This is a genomic window from Gilliamella sp. Bif1-4, from assembly GCF_001690535.1.
In the GTDB taxonomy this organism is placed as follows: Bacteria; Pseudomonadota; Gammaproteobacteria; order Enterobacterales; family Orbaceae; genus Gilliamella; species Gilliamella bombi.
Window position 1 is genome coordinate 1 of sequence record NZ_LZHC01000025.1, and the last position, 21,672, is coordinate 21,672.

At 32.7% G+C, this 21,672-nt stretch carries 17 protein-coding genes; 12 read left to right on the forward strand and 5 right to left on the reverse strand.

Going from position 1 to position 21,672, the window contains the following annotated elements; all coding sequences use genetic code 11:
- Nucleotides 1-231: 231 nt before the first annotated feature.
- Both A9G25_RS04925 and A9G25_RS04930 read right to left on the reverse strand, forming a co-directional pair.
- Nucleotides 232-729 (reverse strand): hypothetical protein, encoded by a 498-nt coding sequence (locus A9G25_RS04925; protein ID WP_065626010.1) that lies wholly within the window; start codon nucleotides 727-729, stop codon nucleotides 232-234.
- 424 nt (nucleotides 730-1,153) lie between these two features.
- Nucleotides 1,154-1,648: a hypothetical protein gene (locus A9G25_RS04930; RefSeq protein WP_065626011.1), complete on the reverse strand. Its 495-nt coding sequence runs from the start codon at nucleotides 1,646-1,648 to the stop codon at nucleotides 1,154-1,156.
- Between the two features lie 399 nt (nucleotides 1,649-2,047).
- Between A9G25_RS04930 and A9G25_RS04935 the strand changes: the two genes are divergently transcribed.
- The 9 genes from A9G25_RS04935 (at nucleotide 2,048) to A9G25_RS04975 (ending at nucleotide 13,321) form a co-directional block, all read left to right on the forward strand.
- Complete coding sequence (locus A9G25_RS04935) at nucleotides 2,048-3,277, forward strand: phosphopentomutase (protein ID WP_065626012.1); 1,230 nt, start codon at nucleotides 2,048-2,050, stop codon at nucleotides 3,275-3,277.
- A 56-nt stretch (nucleotides 3,278-3,333) separates the two neighbouring features.
- Nucleotides 3,334-4,050 carry a purine-nucleoside phosphorylase gene (deoD, locus tag A9G25_RS04940; RefSeq protein WP_065626013.1) on the forward strand — a complete coding sequence of 239 codons (717 nt, stop codon included), beginning with the start codon at nucleotides 3,334-3,336 and terminating at the stop codon, nucleotides 4,048-4,050.
- Nucleotides 4,051-4,154: 104 nt separating this feature from the next.
- On the forward strand, nucleotides 4,155-5,396 hold the full coding sequence (locus A9G25_RS04945; RefSeq protein WP_065626014.1) for a nucleoside permease: 1,242 nt from the start codon (nucleotides 4,155-4,157) through the stop codon (nucleotides 5,394-5,396).
- Nucleotides 5,397-5,701: 305 nt separating this feature from the next.
- Nucleotides 5,702-6,871, forward strand: coding sequence for an adenosine deaminase (gene add / locus A9G25_RS04950; protein WP_065626015.1), 1,170 nt, complete (start codon nucleotides 5,702-5,704; stop codon nucleotides 6,869-6,871).
- Between the two features lie 29 nt (nucleotides 6,872-6,900).
- Nucleotides 6,901-8,874: a bifunctional 2',3'-cyclic-nucleotide 2'-phosphodiesterase/3'-nucleotidase gene (locus A9G25_RS04955; protein WP_065626016.1), complete on the forward strand. Its 1,974-nt coding sequence runs from the start codon at nucleotides 6,901-6,903 to the stop codon at nucleotides 8,872-8,874.
- 8 nt (nucleotides 8,875-8,882) lie between these two features.
- Nucleotides 8,883-9,302 carry a cytidine deaminase gene (locus A9G25_RS04960; protein WP_442903084.1) on the forward strand — a complete coding sequence of 140 codons (420 nt, stop codon included), beginning with the start codon at nucleotides 8,883-8,885 and terminating at the stop codon, nucleotides 9,300-9,302.
- Nucleotides 9,303-9,406: 104 nt separating this feature from the next.
- Nucleotides 9,407-10,708, forward strand: a complete 1,302-nt coding sequence (locus A9G25_RS04965) for a pyrimidine-nucleoside phosphorylase (protein ID WP_065626017.1) — start codon at nucleotides 9,407-9,409, stop codon at nucleotides 10,706-10,708.
- A gap of 230 nt (nucleotides 10,709-10,938) precedes the next feature.
- Nucleotides 10,939-12,480: a YjjI family glycine radical enzyme gene (locus tag A9G25_RS04970; protein WP_065626018.1), complete on the forward strand. Its 1,542-nt coding sequence runs from the start codon at nucleotides 10,939-10,941 to the stop codon at nucleotides 12,478-12,480.
- Nucleotides 12,455-13,321, forward strand: coding sequence for a YjjW family glycine radical enzyme activase (locus A9G25_RS04975; protein WP_065626019.1), 867 nt, complete (start codon nucleotides 12,455-12,457; stop codon nucleotides 13,319-13,321). The genes A9G25_RS04970 and A9G25_RS04975 overlap by 26 nt, the downstream gene beginning before the upstream one ends.
- A 104-nt stretch (nucleotides 13,322-13,425) precedes the next feature.
- On the opposite strand, the gene A9G25_RS04980 is transcribed toward A9G25_RS04975, so the two are convergent.
- Nucleotides 13,426-14,973 carry a hypothetical protein gene (locus tag A9G25_RS04980; protein WP_065626020.1) on the reverse strand — a complete coding sequence of 516 codons (1,548 nt, stop codon included), beginning with the start codon at nucleotides 14,971-14,973 and terminating at the stop codon, nucleotides 13,426-13,428.
- Between the two features lie 236 nt (nucleotides 14,974-15,209).
- Nucleotides 15,210-17,516, reverse strand: a complete 2,307-nt coding sequence (locus A9G25_RS04985) for a Tex family protein (RefSeq protein WP_065626021.1) — start codon at nucleotides 17,514-17,516, stop codon at nucleotides 15,210-15,212.
- Between the two features lie 44 nt (nucleotides 17,517-17,560).
- Between A9G25_RS04985 and greB the strand changes: the two genes are divergently transcribed.
- The 3 genes from greB (at nucleotide 17,561) to A9G25_RS05000 (ending at nucleotide 21,052) form a co-directional block, all read left to right on the forward strand.
- Nucleotides 17,561-18,046, forward strand: coding sequence for a transcription elongation factor GreB (gene greB, locus A9G25_RS04990; RefSeq protein WP_065626022.1), 486 nt, complete (start codon nucleotides 17,561-17,563; stop codon nucleotides 18,044-18,046).
- 115 nt (nucleotides 18,047-18,161) lie between these two features.
- On the forward strand, nucleotides 18,162-19,262 hold the full coding sequence (locus A9G25_RS04995) for a YcbX family protein (protein ID WP_065626023.1): 1,101 nt from the start codon (nucleotides 18,162-18,164) through the stop codon (nucleotides 19,260-19,262).
- 92 nt (nucleotides 19,263-19,354) lie between these two features.
- The gene (locus A9G25_RS05000) at nucleotides 19,355-21,052 is read left to right on the forward strand and encodes an SEL1-like repeat protein (protein ID WP_065626024.1); all 1,698 of its coding nucleotides are present in this window, start codon (nucleotides 19,355-19,357) and stop codon (nucleotides 21,050-21,052) included.
- A gap of 38 nt (nucleotides 21,053-21,090) precedes the next feature.
- Here A9G25_RS05000 and A9G25_RS05005 read toward each other — a convergent pair whose 3' ends face one another.
- The gene (locus A9G25_RS05005) at nucleotides 21,091-21,654 is read right to left on the reverse strand and encodes a cell division protein ZapC (protein ID WP_081297154.1); all 564 of its coding nucleotides are present in this window, start codon (nucleotides 21,652-21,654) and stop codon (nucleotides 21,091-21,093) included.
- Between the last annotated feature and the right edge of the window lie 18 nt (nucleotides 21,655-21,672).

Sequence of the window (21,672 nt, forward strand, 5' to 3'; positions counted from 1 at the left end):
TTGAAATACGATTGAAAGTTATGCTGATATTTTGAAGGGGATAAGTCGATTTGAATTTAGAACATTTTTAGAGGATGGTTGTTTTTATATCTAATTGCTGTATTAAATCACGTAATCCATCGGCATCCTTGACCTTAAATAATCGTTTTTCCGCTTCCTCTTTAGGAAATCCCACCATATTGGCCTATTCCTCCAGTATAATAATTGATTATAGTGTTAGCTTAGAAAATACTAAAAATTAAACTTAAAAAATGATTTCTTATTAGTTTCCAAATTTCGAATTCCTCTACATTTATAAACAGTTAATGCCTCTTTTAAAATGGTTAACAAATCCGTCTTCGACATAGTAGGTAAACTACTCGGGTTCATTGACACAATTTCCCAAGCAAATTGTATCGGATATAAGTCAGTAGATACTGACTCACTAGGATCCAAATCGCTAGAGTCCAAAATAAATTCAATATTCTGGCCATCAACATGCAGGATAAATACCTCCTTACTCGTTGGTTCAGGGATACCGGAAGGACTATCATAATTATGCACATAACCGCAACTAAATAACCAATACCCTCGTTCCTTATCCACACACCAAGCGTGTTGATGAACATCAAAACTGTTTAATAGGTTTGGCATTTTATGATTAGGCCAGATATTGTACTTATTCCATAAATTATCTAAATCATATTTTTTAGCATCTTCTTCCGACACATAGGCATTGACAAATGGCATCAGTCACTCCTTAATTAAATTGTGTTAAATAAATTTGGGCTCTGTTATATAAAATATAAATGCAGATAAGCAAAATTATAAATAAGATAATTGGTTTGTAAATAACCCAAAACAGATTATAAGTATTCATTATCAGGAGACAAACTGATTAAATTATCATTATAATTTGTTTAATAATTGATCGGTAACAATATTGAAATACGATTGAAAGTTATGCTGATATTTTGAAGGGGATAAGTCGATTTGAATTTAGAACATTTTTAGAGGATGGTTGTTTTTATATCTAATTGCTGTATTAAATCACGTAATCCATCGGCATCCTTAATCTTAAATAATCGTTTTTCCGCTTCTTGTTGAGTCAATCCCACCATATTGGTCTATTCCTCCAGTATAATAATTGATTATCTTATTAGCTTAGAAAATACTAAAAATTAAACTTAAAAAATGATTTCTTATTAGTTTCCAAATTTCGAATTCCTCTACATTTATAAACAGTTAATGCCTCTTTTAAAATGGTTAACAAATCCGCCTTCGACATACTAGGTAAACTACTAGGGTTCATTGACACAATTTCCCAAGCAAATTGTATCGGATATAGGTCAGTAGATACTGACTCACTAGGATCCAAATCACTAGAGTCCAAAATAAATTCAATATTCTGGCCATTAATATGCAGGATATGTACCTCCTTACTCGTTGGTTCAGGAATACCCGAAGGGCTATCATAATTTTGCACATCACCACAGTAAAATAACCAATACCCTCGTTCCTTATCCACACACCAAGCGTGTTGGTGAACATCAAACTTCTTCAATAGTTCAGGCATTTGGGTACCAAAGCGGCGGTACTTATTCCATAAATTATCTAAATCATATTTTTTAGCATCTTCTTCCGACACATAGGCATTGACAAATGGCATCAGTCACTCCTTAATTAAATTGTGTTAAATAAATTTGGGCTCTGTTATATAAAATATAAATGCAGATAAACAGAATTATGAATAAGAATGTTCTAATTCAGAATGTTTTGTTTTTTATGTATATTCATTACGTTTTTTTCTCAAAATAGTGTAAACAACACGAGTAATTTCTACACTTAAAAAAGAGTTTTATAAATTTTTTGATATACAAAAGTATGACTAAGATCAAATTAATCACATTATTTATACAAATATTCAGCTAAAGTAACGCTTAAATCTTTTTTGTTTTTTGTTATCGTGTATTATAGCTAACTAAGCGATGTTTCTATAAATTATAACCAGAATTCTAATAAAAAGATTGTGCGCAAGTTAAGTTTTGCTTATTAGTTAGAGGAAATTATGAAAAGAGTTTTTATTATGATCCTAGATTCGTTTGGTATCGGTGGCGCTGAAGATGCCAATAAATATGGCGATGAGGGTGCTGATACTTTAGGACATATTGCTGAAGCTTGTGCTTTAGGTAAAGCTGAGCATGGTCGTAGTGGTCCACTAAAATTGCCTAATTTAAGCAAATTGGGCTTAATCGAAGCGGCGTATGAATCAACTGGTCATTATCCTAAAGGTATGCAAACTGAAGGCGAAATTATTGGTTCATATGGCTATGCAAGCGAGATTTCCTCAGGTAAAGATACTCCATCAGGGCATTGGGAATTAGCTGGCGTACCAGTTCTTTTTGACTGGGGTTATTTTACTAATACCACTAATAGCTTCCCTCAAGATCTTTTAGATAAAATTGTCTGTCGTGCAAAACTTCCTGGTTACCTCGGTAATTGTCACTCATCTGGTACAGTCATTCTTGATGAACTTGGTGAAGAACATATAGCATCTGGCAAGCCAATTTTTTATACTTCTGCTGATTCTGTATTCCAAATTGCCTGTCATGAGGAAACATTTGGTTTAGATAAACTTTATAAAGTCTGCGAAATTGCACGCGATGAGCTAAATAAAGGTAATTACAACATTGGTCGCGTTATTGCTAGACCTTTTGTTGGCTTAAAAGCGGGCGAATTTGTGCGTACGGGTAACCGTCACGATCTTGCTGTTGAACCACCAGCACCAACGATGATTAAAAAACTAGTTGATGAAAAACAAGGTACCGTAGTGTCAATTGGTAAAATTGCCGATATTTATGCACAAGTTGGAATTACCAAAAAAGTAAAAGCAACCGGTCTTGAAGCTTTATTTAATGCGTCACTAGAAGAAATTAAGCAGGCTAAAGATAATACGATTGTATTTACTAATTTTGTCGATTTTGACTCTTCTTATGGGCATCGTCGCGATGTCTCAGGTTATGCCGCTGCTTTAGAATATTTTGATAGTCGTCTTCCTGAGATGTTAGCGCTTATCCAACCTGGCGATCTGCTTATTATTAGCGCCGATCATGGTTGTGATCCAACTTGGTCAGGTACCGATCATACTCGCGAACATATACCTGTCATTGTCTACGGAGATAGTGTGCCTGTTGGATCTTTAGGGCATCGTGAAACATTTGCCGATATAGGACAGAGTGTTGCCGATTATTTTGATTTATCGCCAATGAATTACGGTAAATCGTTTATAAAAAAATAAGCAAGTAATTTAAGTTTAAGTAATATCGATTTCGAAACAAATATCAGGAGAAGTTAATGTCTACCCCACATATTAATGCTGTTGATAATGCCTTTGCAAAAACCGTCTTAATGCCTGGCGATCCGCTACGAGCAAAATTCATTGCAGAAACCTTTTTAGAAAATGCTACAGAGGTTACTAATGTAAGATCCATGTTAGGTTTTACTGGTTATTACAAAGATAAAAAAATTTCAGTTATGGGGCATGGAATGGGTATTCCATCTTGTTCAATCTATACAACAGAACTAATTAAATTTTATGGTGTTGAAAACATCATTCGTATTGGTTCATGTGGTGCAATTAGCCCTAATGTCAACTTGGGAGATGTTATTGTTGGGTTAGGTGCTTGTACTGATTCAAAAGTTAACCGCTTACGTTTTAAAGATCATGATTTTGCCGCTATCGCCGATTTTGATTTAACTTGTAATGCAGTTAATACAGCTAAAAAATTGGGTGTAAATGTTAAAGTTGGTAACCTTTTTTCTGCTGATCTTTTTTATAGTGTTGAACCTGATATGTTTGATGTTATGGAAAAATACAATATTTTAGGTGTCGAAATGGAAGCTGCTGGAATTTATGGCGTTGCGGCTGAATATGGTGCAAAAGCACTAACTATTTGTACGGTTTCAGATCATATCCGAAAAGGCGAAGCAATGTCAGCAGAACAAAGACAATTAGGGTTCAAAGAAATGATCACTGTTGCACTGGAGTCTGTTTTATTAAATCAAAACTAAAAAAATGGCAGGTTAATCTGCCATTTTTTATTTTGATCAAATAATTATTTTATTGATATTTAGATATTAGATTATAGTAAATCTTGTTTATTAAGGAATTATAAATGAATATTCATTTTAAACTTAGGATTATATTTTTCTTACAATATTTTATCTGGGGAAGTTGGTTAATAACTCTAGGTTCTTATATGATACGTAAATTACAATTTACTGGTCTTGAAGTAGGTTCGATATATGGAACAATGGGTATCGCTTCTTTATTTATGCCTGGCTTACTTGGGATTGTAGCGGATAGATGGATACCTGCTAACCGTTTGTATATGCTTTGTCATTTAATTGGTGCTTTAACGCTATTTATTGCGGCTTCTGTAACATCTCCTTTCATGATGATGATTGTGATATTGATTCATTGCCTAGCTTTCATGCCAACCATCGCCATTTCAAATTCAATAGCTTATTCTTGCTTAGAATCACGTGGACTTGATGTTATTACCGAGTTCCCTTGTATCAGAATTTTTGGCACCATTGGATTTATTGTTGCTATGTGGCTTGTGAGTCTTTTAAAATTAGAACTGAGTAGTATGCAACTTTATATTGCATCTGCATCTGCTTTATTACTTAGTCTTTATTCATTCTTGCTACCATTGATTCCAACAACAAAAAATAAAACTGAAGAAAAAAACATCATTAGCGCATTAGGGTTAGATGCTATTGTTTTATTCAAACAACCACGAATGGTTATATTTTTTCTATTTGCGGTTTTATTAGGCGGTATTTTACAAATAACCAATACTTTTGGTAATCCATTTTTACATGATTTTGAAAGATTCCCTGAATATGCTGATAGTTTAGTGGTTAAATACCCTTCTATACTGTTGTCTATTTCTCAAATGTCAGAAGTCGCATTTATCTTATTTGTACCTTTCTTTATGAAACGTCTAGGTATCAAATATGTTATGCTTATTAGTATGCTTGCTTGGGTTGCTCGTTTTGGTTTATTTGCTTATGGCGATCCATCTCTTTTCGGTTCTGTATTACTTCTTCTTTCAATGATTGTTTATGGTTGTGCTTTCGACTTTTACAATATATCTGGTTCAATGTATGTTGAAAAATCGGTATCGTCAACTATTCGTAATAGTGCTCAAGGATTATTTATGACCATGACTAATGGGTTCGGTGCTTATTTAGGTTCGGTAGGCAGTGGTTATGTAGTCGATTATTATAAAACTGGAAATGTTACTGAATGGCAAACAGTTTGGCTTATTTTTGCAGGTTATGCTTTGGTTTTAGCAATTGTATTTATGTTGATTTTTAAAAACGAAAAGCCTAATCCTAAAACCGTTTAAATCATTTATTAATTATTCATTGTGTGGTGAAGCTTTTTCCCACTTAATCAATATGTAGGCAACAATACATTTTGTTGCCTTTTTTACTAACAATAAATTATCGTAAAAATTTGATTTACCGCACAAAAATATAAATAAGTAATGCAAAAGATATAGCAGATAAGTATCTTATCAAGTTAAAATAACCCAATTAACGATGATATACATGTTATTAAAAATTTTTTAATAAGCTTTTGATATCATTGTTAGTAAAACCAATGTTATTAAAGCCAATTTATCTCATTTAAAAATAGATTAAATACCTAATGAACGATCAAATGATACCTAAAGTTATATTGCACGAACATGTTGAAGGCAGCATTACCCCTGTCATGGCTCATCAGTTAGCACAAAAAAATAATATTCCTTTTCCTAGTACACTATGTTACCAATCTGGTCAATACAATGCCAAAGAATATAAAAATGGTAGATATTTGTATGACGAATCCAAATTTGAAGAATTTATTAATACATATGATACCGTTTCTAGCTTTCTAAAAGATCCTGAAGATTATTATTCTATTACTTACGATTTTCTTAATAGAAATGCTAAACAAGGGTTAATTTATTGCGAGCTATTTTTGTCCCCCTATCATATTTGCACAACCGAAGTTAATGGAAAATTAATTTGGGATAAAGAAAGGTTTAATAAAACTCTTTTCTACATGGACAAAGCGATTATAAAAGTACAAAACGATTATGATATTACAGTTAGATATCACGTTATTGGTGTTAGACACCTAGGCGCTAAAGTTGTTTATGATACGTTGCGTTTTATTCAGCAAAATCATCACCCCTTTATTACGGGATTTAATATTGCTGGTAACGAAAAGGTTGGGCATTTTAAGGATTTTAAAGATGCACATAAATTGGCTACTCAGATGAATTTAAAAAAATCGTATCATGCTGGCGAAATTGATTCAGATGAGAGTATTATTCAAGCTCTTAAACACGGTGCAAACAGAATTGGTCATGGCATTCGTGCCATTGAAAACAAAGCGCTTATTTGTGAACTGGTTGAAAAAAAAATCACCCTAGAAGTTGCTTTAACGAGTAATCGAATTTTAGTGAATGAATTGCATGGCGATATTTATCAACATCCAATAAGGCAACTTTATGACCAAGGAGTTCGCATTACCTTAAATACTGATGATGCAGGAATTTTTGGTACTGATATTGAAAAAGAATATAGTATCGCCCAATCCATATTTGCATTTTCACGATTAGAATTGCTTGATATAACACTATGTGGCATTCAAGCCGCATTTGTTGAAGATACGGTTAAAAGTCGTTTAACTGAGCAAGTTCTTTTATGTTTTTCATCTGATGATAGACAATTGCTTAAAAAATTTATTAATGACAAAAAATATCATCCAGCAATCATTGAACGATTTTTAGAGTATCAGAAACTGTTACTAGCCATACCCGTTAACTAATTTACTTGTCAGAATAATAGGAGATTTGCATGAAAAAAAATAAGTTAACTTTACCCTTTTTAACCCTATTTATATCTGGCGTTGTTAATGCTGCAACTGTTGATTTAAGGATAATTGAAACAACCGACTTGCATGGAAACATGATGAATTACGATTATTTCAAAGATCAATCTGTTGATTCTTTTGGATTAGTAAAAACTGCTAATTTAATTCATCAAGCAAGAAGTGAAGTAAAAAATAGTGTTCTTGTTGATAATGGTGATCTAATTCAAGGCAGCCCAATGGCTGATTATGCCGTAAATATGGGGCTTAATGATGGCGATATTCATCCTGTTTATAAAGCGCTCAATACACTTAATTATAGTGTGGGTAATATTGGTAACCACGAATTTAATTTTGGATTGGAATTTCTACAAAAAAGTCTTTCTGGGGCTACATTTCCTTACATTAACGCTAATGTTTATGATGCCCAAACCCAAAAGCCATTTTTTACACAATATATTATCTTAGATACTCCTGTTATTGATAGAAACGGCAATAAACACACGATTAAAATCGGCTATATTGGTTTTGTCCCTCCACAGATTATGCAATGGGACAAACTTAATCTTGATGGCAAAGTTGTCGTCAAAGATATTACAGAAACGGCCAAACTATTAGTCCCTGAAATGAAAAAACAAGGCGCTAATGTTATTATTGCTATTCCACATTCTGGTGTTTCAGCTGAACCTTATAAAGCATTAGCTGAAAATTCGGTTTACTACTTGAGTCAAGTAGAGGGTATTAATGCAATTATGTTTGGCCATTCTCACGGCATATTTCCGAGTGAAGATTTCAAATCATTGCCAAATACAGATATTAATACCGGCAATATTAATCATGTCCCAGCTGTAATGCCAGGACAATGGGGAAGCCATTTGGGAGTGGTGGACTTAGTTCTTGATGGTGATAAATCAAAATGGCAAGTGATTTCAGGTAAATCAGAAGCTAGACCAATCTATGATGTAAAAACTAAAAAAGCACTTGTTAAAGCCGACCCAAATATCGTCGATATTCTAAGCAAAGATCACCAAGGAACACGCGAATTTGTTAGTAACCCAATAGGTAAAGTTTCAACCGATATTACGAGTTATTTAGCACTGGTTGAAGATACATCTGCCTTACAAATTATTAATGATGCACAAATTGATTATGTTAAGCAGTTTATTAAAGGGGATCCTGATCTTGATGGTTTACCCGTTTTATCAGCTATTGCACCATTCAAAGCTGGAGGTAGAAAAAACGATCCTAGTGCTTTTGTTGATGTCAAAAAAGGCAATTTGTCGTTTAGAAATGCTGCAGATATTTACCTTTATCCTAATATTTTGTCTGCTGTGAAAATTACAGGTAAAGATGTCAAAGAGTGGTTAGAGTGTTCAGCTGGTGTATATAATCAAATTAATACTAATTCATCACAACCACAATATTTGATTAATTGGGATAAATTCAGAACCTATAATTTTGATATTATTGATGGAGTAAATTATCAAATAGATGTAACAAAGCCACCCCGTTATGATGCAAATTGCCAGTTAATTAATCCTACATCTGAAAGAATTAGGAATTTGACTTATCAACAAAAAACAATTGATCCTAACCAAGAATTCTTAATTGCCACCAATAATTATCGTGCTTATAGTAGTATATTTCCAGGTACTGGTGAAAAAAATGTCAAATTTAATTCTCCCGACGATTTAAGAGTAATTCTTTCAGCCTATATTACCAATACCACCCAAAAATATAGTATAACGAATGTTACTGTCGATAATAATTGGCAAATTTCCCCAATTGCTAGTAACAAAAAATTAGATATTCGCTTTGAATCATCACCAACTGATGAAGCTAAAACCTATATCGAAAAGCATTCACTATACCCTATTCGCTTTATTGACATAGATACATCTGGTTTTGGTATTTATAAGATAGATTTGCAGTCTCCTGTTAAAACTCAACCTAAAATTTAGTTAGATTTATTACGACCAAAAGGATTATTAATATGAAAATTGAAAAACTGATTGAACTTGCTAAAACTGCCCGTTCTAAAGCTTATGTACCTTATTCTAAATTTCAGGTTGGTGCCGTGCTAATTACTGAAGATGATGAAGCAATTTTAGGTTGTAATATTGAAAACGCATCTTATGGACTAGCAAATTGTGCCGAAAGAACGGCAATTTTTAAAGCGGTTTCTGAAGGTAAAACAAAATTTAAAAAATTGGTGGTAATTGGAGCTACTGATGGGCCAATTTCACCATGTGGAGCTTGCCGTCAAGTTATTAGTGAGTTTTGCGCTAAAGATATGCCTGTTATTTTGACCAATATGCAGGGAAAAATTCAAGAAACAACAGTGGGAGAATTATTACCTTGGTCTTTTTCACCAAGTGATCTTGATTAACATTATTTTTTAACAATAAAAAATAATAATCATGACTTAATATTTATTTTGTATAAACAAAGCAATACACTAATTTTATTTATTGATAGTAAGAGAGAATAGTAATGAGATTTGTAGATATTATAGAAAAAAAACGTGACGGCAATGAATTAACCACTGATGAAATCCAATTTTTTATCACTAATTATACCAATGGAACTATCCCTGATTATCAAGTTAGTGCTTTATTAATGGCAATTTATTATCAAGGTATGACATCAAAAGAGTGTGCTGATTTAACTAGCGCAATGATGTATTCGGGCGATACTGTTGATCTGTCTTCAATCAAAGGTATTAAAGTTGATAAACATTCAACTGGCGGTGTAGGTGACACAACAACATTAGTTCTAGCTCCTTTAGTAGCAGCCTTAGATGTACCAGTAGCTAAAATGTCTGGACGAGGACTTGGTCACACGGGCGGCACCACAGATAAATTTGAATCGATTCCAGGTTTTCAAATTGAGTTAAGTAAACAAGATTTTATTAATCAAGTTAATAATAAAGGCCTTGCCGTTATTGGTCAATCAGGCAATTTAACCCCAGCAGATAAAAAACTTTATTCGTTACGTGATGTAACAGGTACTGTTAACTCTATTCCTCTTATTGCAAGTTCAATTATGAGTAAAAAATTGGCAGCGGGAGCTGATGCCATCGTTCTTGATGTTAAAACCGGTGATGGTGCGCTAATGAAAGATATGGCCGATTCAGAAAAATTAGCCCATGAAATGGTAAATATTGGTAATCAAATTGGCCGCAGAACCATGGCCATTATTTCGGATATGTCTCAACCTCTTGGTTTTGCAATTGGTAATGCTCTTGAAGTAAAAGAAGCGATTGATACGTTAAAAGGTCATGGTCCAGCCGATTTAACCGAACTGGTTTTAACATTAGGTAGTCAAATGGTTGTACTTGCCGATAAAGCAAAAACATTAGAAGAAGCGAGAATAAAACTTCAAGAAGTTATCAAAAATGGTAAAGCTATTGAGAAGTTTAAAACCTTAATTGAAGCACAAGGCGGTGATAGTTCGGTCATTGATCATCCTGAAAAATTGGCTAGTGCACCTTACCAAATTGCCCTACCAGCCCTTAAGTCAGGTTATGTATCAAAAATTATCGCAGATCAAATCGGGATCGCTGCAATGCAATTAGGAGCTGGTCGCGCAACTAAAGAAGATATTATTGATCCAGCTGTTGGAATCGTGTTACATAAAAAAGTAGGCGACAAAGTTGCCGAAGGTGAAGCTTTATTAACGATTCATGCTCGTACCGATAAAATTGATGCGATCAAACAAAAGCTTTATGACAATATTACAATTAGTGACAGAGCAAAAGAGCCTCAGCTCATCTATAAAATCATTACACTATAACTAATTCAGCATACAAATTTAAAAAACATTACTATCGTTTAAGGTTTAATAAAAAATGGTGATCAAATTGAGGGTGATAAAATTAATAATTATATGTTTAATTTTACAAAATAAGCTTGATCACCAATTAGCATTTTAATAATTAACAAAAGTAGTTTATTGCTAACATACTATAAATTGGTAAAAAATTAGAATTAGACTATATTGTTAGTATCGAGGTTAACATTCACATGACAGAATTTCAAAACAGTTGTTACCAAATCGTGACCGCCCCCAATTTGTCACCCAAACAAAAAGCCAATTTGCTTGCATTAGCAGCAGAAAATAATTTACCTTATGTAGATCTGGATGAAGAAACACAACAAGCTTTAAGTGACCGCGTTATTTGTGATATGTATGAAGGTCACGCGCCTTATAAACCTCGTTATGTTTTACCTGATTATGTAAAATTTTTAAAACAAGGATCGAAGTGGTTAGAACTTAATCCAGCTGAAACATTTGATGATGCTTTAAATTTGCTTATCATCATCTACCATCATGTTCCTTCAGTAACTGGTATGCCTGTTTATTTAGGGTGCTTAGATCAAATTTTACTTCCTTACGTTGGCAATCTTACTGAAGATGAGATTTATCAGCGATTAAAGCATTTTTGGATCATGCTTGATCGTAATTTACCTGATGCATTTATGCATGCAAACATTGGACCAACCGATAATATTATCTGTCGGGTAATCTTGCGTATAGATAGAGAGCTCAAACAAGTTGCTCCAAATTTAACCTTTATCTATGATGAGGTCATTACACCAGAATCATTATTAGTAGTGGCAATTGAAAATATTTGTGAAACAAGTAAACCCCATATTGCAAACAACAATATGATCCAAAAAGATTTTGATAGTCAAGGTTACGGTGTTGTAAGTTGCTATAATTCACTACCAGTAGCTGGAGGAGGAAGCACACTTTCAAGAATCAATTTAAAAGAAGTTGCGGTACGCAGTAAAAATATAGAAGACTTTCTGTCAAATATCTTACCCCACTACTGTCAATTGCAGCTCAATCTTATTCAAGCAAGGTCAAACTTTCTTTACAATAAATCAAACTTTTTTAACAGTAGTTTTTTAGTTGAAGAAGGTTTAATTGATCCAAAACGATTTGCACCAATGTTTGGCATCTTTGGAATGGCCGAAGCTGTCAATATCTTGCAAGACAAAGCAAATTTAGCTGGGCGTTATGGTTTTGATGAACAAGCTAATGAACTTGCATTAACTATTACACAATTAATTGCCAAATTTATTGATAACCATACAATAGATTATGCTTGGAAAGGGAAAGCAATGCTGCATTCACAATCAGGCATTAGTATAGATAGAGCAACAACACCTGGATTAAGAATACCATATGGGCAAGAACCCGATCCTGTCACTCATATTATGGCACTGTATAAACATCACCAGTATTTCACTTCGGGTATTAGTGATATTTTAACAATTGATGAGACCATAAAAAATAATCCCCTAGCCTTGCTACAAATTTGTAAAGCTGCTTTCAAATTTGGTTTCCGCGAATTTACTGCCAATATCAGTGGTAATGATCTTGTTCGAGTTACAGGTTATATGGTGAGATTATCTGATATTAAAAGATATAAAAAAGAAGGTTCGCGAATTAATACTACTTTCTTAGGATCCGAGGCTGCCGACGATACCGAAAATAATAGTTATTTATGTCGAAAACCACGAGTGATTAGTCATGAGCAAGACATGGGCAATCGTTAATAAGCTTTTACCCTTTTCTTGTGTAGATGGACCTGGTAATCGACTAGTTATATTTTTACAAGGATGTAATTTTCGTTGTTTAAACTGCCATAATCCTTATACGATATCATTGTGCAAGGATTGTGGTCAATGTGTTGATACTTGTCCACACAAAGCATTAAGTTTTAGTAACAATAAAGTTATATGGCAAACTTCAAATTGTCAGCAATGCGATACTTGTATTAATACTTGTAAGCATTCTTCATCACCAATGACTTATAGATATAGTGTAGATGATATTTTAATCGCTATCCGGAAATATCTACCGTTTTTAAATGGTATTACCATAAGTGGTGGAGAAGCAACAATGCAGTTACCCTTTATTAAAGAGCTATTTAATGTTATCAAAAAATCTAACGATTTAAAGCACCTTACCTGTTTTATTGATAGCAATGGTTATTTAACTAAAACAGGGTGGCAAAAAGTAGAAAATGTGATGGATGGCGCAATGATTGATCTCAAGGCTTGGGATAATGATGTGCATAAAAAGTTAACGGGAAGAGACAATCGACGGGTAAAAGAAACGATTAAATATCTGACAAAAATAAAAAAACTATATGAGGTAAGACTTTTAATTATTCCTAAACAAACAGATCTACAAGATAATGCTAAAAATATTGCCAACTTTTTAATTGATTTAGATCCCAATATTCAAATAAGAATTAATGCTTTTCATAATCATGGTGTACATGGTATCGCTAAAAACTGGCCACCTGCCAGTAGACCCGAAGTAGAACTGTTTGCAGAACAATTAAAACGGCATAGCCTACAACATATTATATTACCTAATGTTTATTTGTAATGGTTATTACTTTTAAGCATCGATAAATGGCAGGTCAATTATATCGATGCTTTAAAGCTGTTTTAGGATATCATTGTATATTAACAATTATGATATTATGAAAACTATTCATAATATTCAATTGTTCTGGTTGTGATTTTATAGTCATCACAATCTTTAATTGTCCAATCACCTTTTTCGTTATGCCCTGAGAAATTACATTCAAGCGATGCTTTCTTTTTAGAATTAATGTATTTTTTCATTTTGATTAGTTGGCCTTGTTTATTATATTCCATAATATATTTTGTTTTATCAAGCACTGTAGAAATTAACTGATTATTTTTATCGTATTGAAATGTCATATGCTCTCCAAGAGAGAGTATCCTGTCTTGAGGATCGTAACTTACAGAAACGGGTTGAAGTTCATCTGAATCTATCCCAATTTGGATAAATTTATTTTTGTAGTCTGTCTGAAAAATATTAAATAAATCTATTTTTTCGTAATCATCTGTAGCTAATGGATTAAGATGATTTTGATTCTTACTAGGTAAAGACATTGTAAAATGATCATAGAATTTCCAGGTTTTTACCTCTGTTTTTATATCTTCAGAAGAACTAATAATACGCTTATTTTTATAATTACCTTGATTGAAAATCGCAACAAAATTAGAAACTAATCCATTATTATCAAAATTCATTTCAAAAGTAACATCTCTATTTCGACTAAGTGATTTTGCGTAACTGTCCAACAACTTATCTTTTACCGTGCCTTTTGCAGATTTAATTCTATTTTGAGTAAGAGCATGATCAAAATAATAATACATTACAACTAAGTTAGTTGAACGAGCTAAATTTGATGAAGGTTTAACTTTCTCAAATAATACGGGATCAAGATCTTTTCCCCAATCATTAATCTGTCGTTTATACTTGATAAAATCATTCCTTAAGTTACGTGCTTTCTTAGCATCATAATATGCATAGGTGAAATGTTGAAAATCTGAGTTATCATTATCTATATTATAAAAAAATGATTTTCTAATAGAATTTTTATCATTAATGATAAATTCACCATTTACCAATTTAGCTAGCTCGATTCTAGATCTTAATTCATTAGGGAATTGCTTATTAATTAAACTTGGATAACTATAGTCAGAATTAGCATATTGTTTATTTGTATTTATCTGATGAAAATAAAAGTATTGCAGAAAAATATCATTATTTACCCATGAAGGGATATTTTCAACCGTATAACTTACATTTATAAAAGTATTTACATCTTTTTCATTATCATAATCAACTAATTTATTTAAAGTTACTTTTCCAAAACAGAAACTGCCTTCTTTAAATTCTGTTTCACTGTTTAATTTAACTAATTGATAGCGTTTCGTTTGATTTTCGGCATCTAATGAGTATTCTAATAAACCCAATCGAGAAAAAATCTCTAATCGCCGATTTAATTCATTATTTACCCACACATCCGCTCGCTCATGAGTTGGATAACTAAGATCTTGTTTAAGATAAGGAAATGTTACTTTACCTAGGTAAAAACAAAAAGGTTTTTCTTGAACTTGTAGTGCAGCTTCAATGTCGTTCTTCAATTTAGTTTTACTCTTATCACATCCTGTTAAAATAACCATTAATATCAGTAGAGCTAAGTAAAAATATTTTTTCATTATTATTGTTCATCCTTTTTTAATAAATAATAGAGTTATTTAATACTAACAATATCTTATATCATAACCGATAATACTATTACATTAAGTAAAAAAAGATAAACCTGAGTTGGCTTTAATTATATGGTTCAATTCTATATTGGATAGATCACTATTAGATAGCTTTAACTAAATGGTTTTAAATAATGGTTTTAAATGCAGAAAAGGGACAATTGTCCCTTAAATTAGAAAAAATATTATTTATTCTTTTTAAATGCAGTTGCGAATGCATTTCCCATGACATTATTAGACATTGAAGATGAGTGTTGTTTTTTAGTATTGTTAACCGAACGTTCATTAGCGAATTTTCGATTATCAGTTTTTGGCGCAGCAGGATCATCTAATCGCATTGATAAAGCGATACGTTTTCGTGGAATGTCAACTTCTACCACTTTAACTTTAACAATATCTCCCGCTTTTACTACTGTTCTTGGGTCATCAACAAACTTATCTGATAAGGCTGAAATATGCACTAAACCATCTTGATGTACACCAATATCAACAAATGCACCAAAATTAGTCACATTGGTAACAGATCCTTCCATAATTATACCTATTTTTAGATCTTCCATTGTTTCTATATCATCAGCAAATTGCGCAGTTTTAAATTCAGGTCTTGGATCACGACCTGGTTTATCAAGCTCTTTGATAATGTCTGTAACTGTTGGCACACCAAAATGATCATCTACGTAATCGATTGCTTTAAGTGATTTTAAATAGTTTGTATCACCTAAAATTTCTTTTAAAGATTTGTGATTTTTTTCCAAAATTCGCTCTACAACAGGGTAAGCTTCTGGATGAACGGCTGAGGCATCAAGAGGATTTTTACCATCCATTATTCTTAAAAAACCTGCACATTGTTCAAATGCTTTAGGACCTAAGCGAGCAACTTTTAATAATTGTTTACGATCCGTAAATTGTCCATTTTCATTACGCCAATTAATTATATTTTGGGCTATTACTTTATTAAGTCCAGCAATACGAGCAAGTAACATCATCGAAGCAGTATTTAAATTCACACCAACCGCATTAACACCATCTTCAACAACAGCATCAAGTTTTTTTGCTAACTGAGTTTGGCTAACATCATGCTGATATTGCCCCACCCCAATCGATTTAGGATCAATTTTAACAAGCTCGGCTAATGGATCTTGTAAACGACGTGCAATTGATACTGCGCCACGAATAGATACATCTAAATCAGGAAATTCTTGCGCTGCTAGTTCTGATGCAGAATAAACCGAGGCACCTGCTTCGCTTACAATCACTTTTTGTGCTTTCACTTCTGGATATTTCTTTTGAACATCAAGATAAAAACGTTCAGTTTCGCGTGAAGCTGTACCATTACCAATGGCCACTAATTCAACTTGATATTTAATACAAAGTGCGGCAATAACCATAGCTGCTTTATCTGCCTGCCCTGTATGAGGATAAATCGTTTCAGTCGCAACTAATTTACCTGTTGCATCAACAACAGCTATTTTTACACCTGTTCTTAAACCGGGATCCATGCCCATAGTAACTTTCATACCTGCTGGAGCAGCCATTAACATATCATGCAAGTTGGCAGCAAATACGTTAATCGCTTCTTCCTCTGCTCGCTCACGTAATGTTGTCATTAATTCGGTTTCCATGTGCATTAAAATTTTAATGCGCCATGTCCAATTAATCACAGCTTTGCGCCATTTATCTGCTGGCTGATCATTAAAACGAACACCTAAATATTCAGTAATAATTTGTTCACAATAACTTTCTTTTGGTGTTTCTTCAAATTGTGGATCGGCATTTAACGAGAGCTGTAAAAAGCCTTCATTTCGCCCTCGAAACATTGCTAATGCACGATGAGATGGTATTTTAGAAATCAATTCACTTTGTGCAAAATAGTCTCGAAATTTAGCACCTTCTTCTTCTTTACCACTCACCACTTGCGAAACTAAATGAGCATTATTCCAAAGATAATGACGCACTTTTGCTAATAACGCTGCATCTTCGGCAAAGCGCTCCATCAAAATGTAACGAGCACCATCCATTGCTGATTTAGTATCAGTAATACCTTTGTCAGAATCGATATATTTTTCTGCTTCAATTACAGGATCAAGCATGGGATTTTGCCATAAGCCATCCGCCAATGGTTCAAGCCCTGCTTCAATGGCAATTTGACCTCGAGTTCGGCGTTTAGGTTTATATGGTAAATAGAGATCTTCAAGTTCAGTTTTACTAAGCGTTTGTGTGATACTGTTACTTAATTCTAATGTCAATTTACCTTGTTCTTCAATTGACTTTAAAATTGTTTGCTTGCGATCTTCAAGTTCACGCAAATAGCTCAATCGACTATCAAGAGTACGTAATTGGGTATCATCAAGCCCACCTGTCACCTCTTTTCGATAACGAGCAATAAAAGGAACTGTACTACCTTCGTCTAATAATTGAATTGCAGCTAAAACTTGTTCTGGTTTTACAGTAAGTTCACCAGCTATAATATGGCTAATTTGATTATTTATCATGATATCTCGGAATATTTTGTCAATTAACGGAGCTTATTTTCAACATGCAAAAAGCTAATTATATAACAAGAGAGGGCTACTTGGCACTCGATCGCGAATTAAAATATTTATGGAAAGAAGAAAGACCTAAAGTTACTCAAGCTGTGTCTGATGCGGCTGCCCTTGGTGATCGTAGTGAAAATGCTGAATACATCTATGGAAAACGGAGATTACGAGAAATAGATCGACGTGTACATTTTCTAACCAAGCGATTAGAAATACTGACAATTGTTGACTCAGCCCCAAAGCAAGAAGGCAAAGTATTTTTTGGTGCATGGGTAAAATTAGAAGATGAAAATGAAAATCTACACGTTTATCGAATTGTAGGAACCGATGAGTTTGATCCTAAAAAAAATTGGATATCCATTAATAGCCCTGTTGCCAGAGCTTTAATTGGACATAAAATTGATGATGAAGTAACCATTATGACGCCTAATGGCAAAGTTTATTATGTTATTGTAGAAATTAGTTATACAGAGTTAAAATCTTAAGCATGAATTTAAATAAATATTTTTATAAATCAATCCATGTTACCCTACTGCCTATAACTTATTAATTAGTAATTATATAGCCATGCCAACACATTTATAATTAGTTTAACATATTATGATTTCTATTAATCAGATCTATATATATCCAATCAAATCAATGCGAGGTATACCATTAACAAAAGCAAACACCGTTCAAGGTGGTTTTGAGAATGATCGCATTTTAATGATTACTGAACCTGATGGCTCATTCATTACTGCAAGACAATATCCTGAGCTTTTAAAAATTGAAACAGCTATTATAAAAAATGATATCCATGTCACACTTCCATCAGGAGAAAAGATCATAATAAATTTGGACGATTTTTCGAATAATGCTGAACCGACCGAAGTTTGGGGAAATCGCTTCACTTCATATATAGCGCCAATTAAAGTTAACCAATTCGTAAGCCAGTTTTTACAAAAAGATGTACAATTACGTTGGGTTGGCCATCAATTATCACGACGCACAAAACGCTATCAAGAAGTGCCCGTCAGTTTTGCTGATGGTTATCCTTATTTGTTATTAAACAAAACCTCATTTGATTATTTACAACATCAATGCCCAGAAAAACTCGATATTAGGCAGTTTCGTGCAAATATTATTATTCAAGGTGCACTACCTTTTGCTGAAGATGGTTGGAAAACAATTAAAATTGGTGAGGTAATCTTTGATATTGTTAAGCCTTGTACTCGTTGTATGCTAACCACGATGAATGTTAATACAGGAAAATCATTAACCAATAATGAACCACTTAAAACATTAGGGTATTTTAGAACTGATGAACAAGGACAGATCGATTTTGGCGTAAATATGATTGCTCGAAACCATGGAAAGATTTCAGTTGGAGATAAAATAGAAGTATTGGAACAACAATCAACCAAAAACTACATTAAAGCTTTCCCACCTGAAGCAAGAGGTGAAGAACTGTGTTATTCAATTACTTTCGAAGATAAAACTATTAAAGGTAATAATAAACAAACCATTTTAGAACAATTAGAACAAAATAAAATAACATTACCTTATTCTTGCCGTACTGGTATATGTGGGCGTTGCTTAGTTGCGTTGAAAAAAGGCAAAGTCAACCCACTAACACAATCAGCAATAAAAAGAAATAATCAAATTTTAGCCTGTAGTTGTGTGCCCAAAAGCGATATCGTAATAACGTTAAAAAAGTAATATAACAATTTGTTTATTAACAATATCATGTAAAATTGTTTTACAATGACCATAATGTCAATAATTAAAATAGAAATATAAGGTTAATATTAATGATTCAAAAAATATGTTTGTTTGTTTTAGTATTTATATTTTCACCTGCTGTTTTTTCATCTAATGATTTTAGTATCGTGATGAACAGCCTTGAAAAGAACCAAAATAAACCCAATCAGAAAGAATTAAATCAAGTTAAGGATGATTTACTTAGTATTAGAAAATTAGCAACAGCTTATGTTGATTTAGCCAATAATCTTTCATCTAAAGACTGTAACAAGTTAAAAAAACTTTATAATCTTATCACAACTAAGAAAACCGAGTTTACTTTGTATTATGATCCTGAATCAGATTATGACGAAGAAGGCGATTCAGAGAGTAATTATAAAAAATTTGGCTGTAAAACATTAAGCGATGATAAGATAAATTATATTTTGTTACCTAAATTAATTGGTAAAGGTGTCTCGTTATATAAAACTGCAATATTAGGTGGTGATATTGAATCTATTTCAATATTATTAAATCGCTTTAAATCCCAAGAAATTCCATATATCTATCTTATTTCAATTGCTAGTATGGAAGATGAAGATTTAAATGATAATCCTTATGCTAATTTTCTACTTGGTCAAGTATATATTGATGATTACTTTTTTACCTACAATCCTGAAAAAGCGATAGAATATTTTAATCAGGCTAAAGATATTCAACATCATGATTTATGGTATTTTCTTGCATTTGCAAAAATGGAAGATGTGATCGCTGCACAATATCAATCTATTAATCACTTTTATTTACTAGATAATGTAACTGAAGATTGGAGTGAGCATGCTGATGCTATAAATCAAATCGAAAAAAAGCTGGAACAAAATGATTTTTTATCAATATCAAAACTTAGCTATTATTATGCTGATGAAGAAAAATTAAATAAAGCGATTGAATATTTTGAAAAAGCTTGTGAGTTAGAAGCATCTAGAGCATGTGATCTTTATGAACAACAGTTAAATCAACCAAATAAAAATAAGATATATTCATTACTTCGTAAATTTGACAAGAATAATCCTGATATTAAGGTAAGTATAGATATTGCTAAATGGTATGAGGATTTAGGTAAAAATTTAACAGCTATCGATTACTATTCATATGTTGTTGATAAAGATCCTGAGTTATTGCTTAAAATAGCCAAATTATTTAAAAAAGCAAATATAAAATCTTCGGGTGAATTAAATGATGCATTAATTAAAACCTATACTAAGTATGATAGTTATGTTGATAATGCTGATATTAAATATAAAATTTTTTTACTTTACTATCCTTCAATGAACTATGATGATCCTACCTCTGAAATAAATAAAATAGGTCTAGAGTGGTTGGAAAAAGCTGCCAAAGGAGGATCTGCCAAGGCAAGATTAGAAATGGCAGAGCGATTCAAAACTGGAAATTATTTGACCAAAGACTATTCTAAAGCACTGTATTGGTATGGTAGCTATTGCAGTATTTCAATTAAAATTGGATTTTCTTTTGAAGAATTTTGTGAACCTTTTTTTTACGGTAATAAAGAAATGTTTGATTTGCTTGCAAAAGCTGATAGCGGTGATAAGAATGCACAATATAAACTAGGAGAGAAAATAGTTGCTCTAGGACAACTCTATGAGATAGGGCTATATTATCTTGCACTGGCCGCTGATCAAGGCCATGAAAAAGCCAAAATGCTTTATCTTATAAATAAAGATCGCCATTGGATTAATTTTTCAGGTTAAATAATTTAAAACCATGCCGATAAGGCGTGGTTTTAATTTTATGAAATGGCTTCTAATTTCAGATGTTCTGAATGCCGTGCAATATTGTGTTGAATAGGCTTTAATCTGTCATTCATGACTTTAATCGCTTCAGAAAACACAAACGTCTTGCTCATTGCAATAAACGAAGGTTGTGCAATAATACAAAGAGAAGCGTTTTCCCCCGCTTCAACGACCATCAAACAAACCTTTTGTCCATCTTCTTGTAAAATTACCTCAACAATATCAGCTATTTTAGGCTTGTATAACATTGGCTGTTGTGAAAAATACCAACTTTTAGGCATTTGAGGCTTTAAAAAATTAGCTGCAACAATAGCGTTAATAGCTAGTTCAATCTTTTGTGAATCTGTCAAATTAAGTAACTGACAACTATTATAAAATTGATAATAAGACGTTGCGTCACTAACAGAAAATGGAAACTCACCAAAAACATCAGGCACTAACATTTTACTTGGATAACAAGAACGAAATAACATTTCAGATGAAACTTCAAGCATTAAACTATCGTATTCACTATCAAAATACCATCGCCAACAATCTGTTGGTCGAAAAGTCATTTTCATTAATATGTTACCCTTATC

What these genes read in the sequence shown, in the direction of transcription:
- A9G25_RS04925 (WP_065626010.1), bottom strand. Translation starts at nt 729, where the DNA reads ATGCCATTTGTCAATGCCTATGTGTCGGAAGAAGATGCTAAAAAATAT.
- A9G25_RS04930 (WP_065626011.1), bottom strand. Translation starts at nt 1,648, where the DNA reads ATGCCATTTGTCAATGCCTATGTGTCGGAAGAAGATGCTAAAAAATAT.
- A9G25_RS04935 (WP_065626012.1), top strand. Translation starts at nt 2,048, where the DNA reads ATGAAAAGAGTTTTTATTATGATCCTAGATTCGTTTGGTATCGGTGGC.
- deoD (WP_065626013.1), top strand. Translation starts at nt 3,334, where the DNA reads ATGTCTACCCCACATATTAATGCTGTTGATAATGCCTTTGCAAAAACC.
- A9G25_RS04945 (WP_065626014.1), top strand. Translation starts at nt 4,155, where the DNA reads ATGAATATTCATTTTAAACTTAGGATTATATTTTTCTTACAATATTTT.
- add (WP_065626015.1), top strand. Translation starts at nt 5,702, where the DNA reads ATGAACGATCAAATGATACCTAAAGTTATATTGCACGAACATGTTGAA.
- A9G25_RS04955 (WP_065626016.1), top strand. Translation starts at nt 6,901, where the DNA reads ATGAAAAAAAATAAGTTAACTTTACCCTTTTTAACCCTATTTATATCT.
- A9G25_RS04965 (WP_065626017.1), top strand. Translation starts at nt 9,407, where the DNA reads ATGAGATTTGTAGATATTATAGAAAAAAAACGTGACGGCAATGAATTA.
- A9G25_RS04970 (WP_065626018.1), top strand. Translation starts at nt 10,939, where the DNA reads ATGACAGAATTTCAAAACAGTTGTTACCAAATCGTGACCGCCCCCAAT.
- A9G25_RS04975 (WP_065626019.1), top strand. Translation starts at nt 12,455, where the DNA reads ATGAGCAAGACATGGGCAATCGTTAATAAGCTTTTACCCTTTTCTTGT.
- A9G25_RS04980 (WP_065626020.1), bottom strand. Translation starts at nt 14,973, where the DNA reads ATGAAAAAATATTTTTACTTAGCTCTACTGATATTAATGGTTATTTTA.
- A9G25_RS04985 (WP_065626021.1), bottom strand. Translation starts at nt 17,516, where the DNA reads ATGATAAATAATCAAATTAGCCATATTATAGCTGGTGAACTTACTGTA.
- greB (WP_065626022.1), top strand. Translation starts at nt 17,561, where the DNA reads ATGCAAAAAGCTAATTATATAACAAGAGAGGGCTACTTGGCACTCGAT.
- A9G25_RS04995 (WP_065626023.1), top strand. Translation starts at nt 18,162, where the DNA reads ATGATTTCTATTAATCAGATCTATATATATCCAATCAAATCAATGCGA.
- A9G25_RS05000 (WP_065626024.1), top strand. Translation starts at nt 19,355, where the DNA reads ATGATTCAAAAAATATGTTTGTTTGTTTTAGTATTTATATTTTCACCT.
- A9G25_RS05005 (WP_081297154.1), bottom strand. Translation starts at nt 21,654, where the DNA reads ATGAAAATGACTTTTCGACCAACAGATTGTTGGCGATGGTATTTTGAT.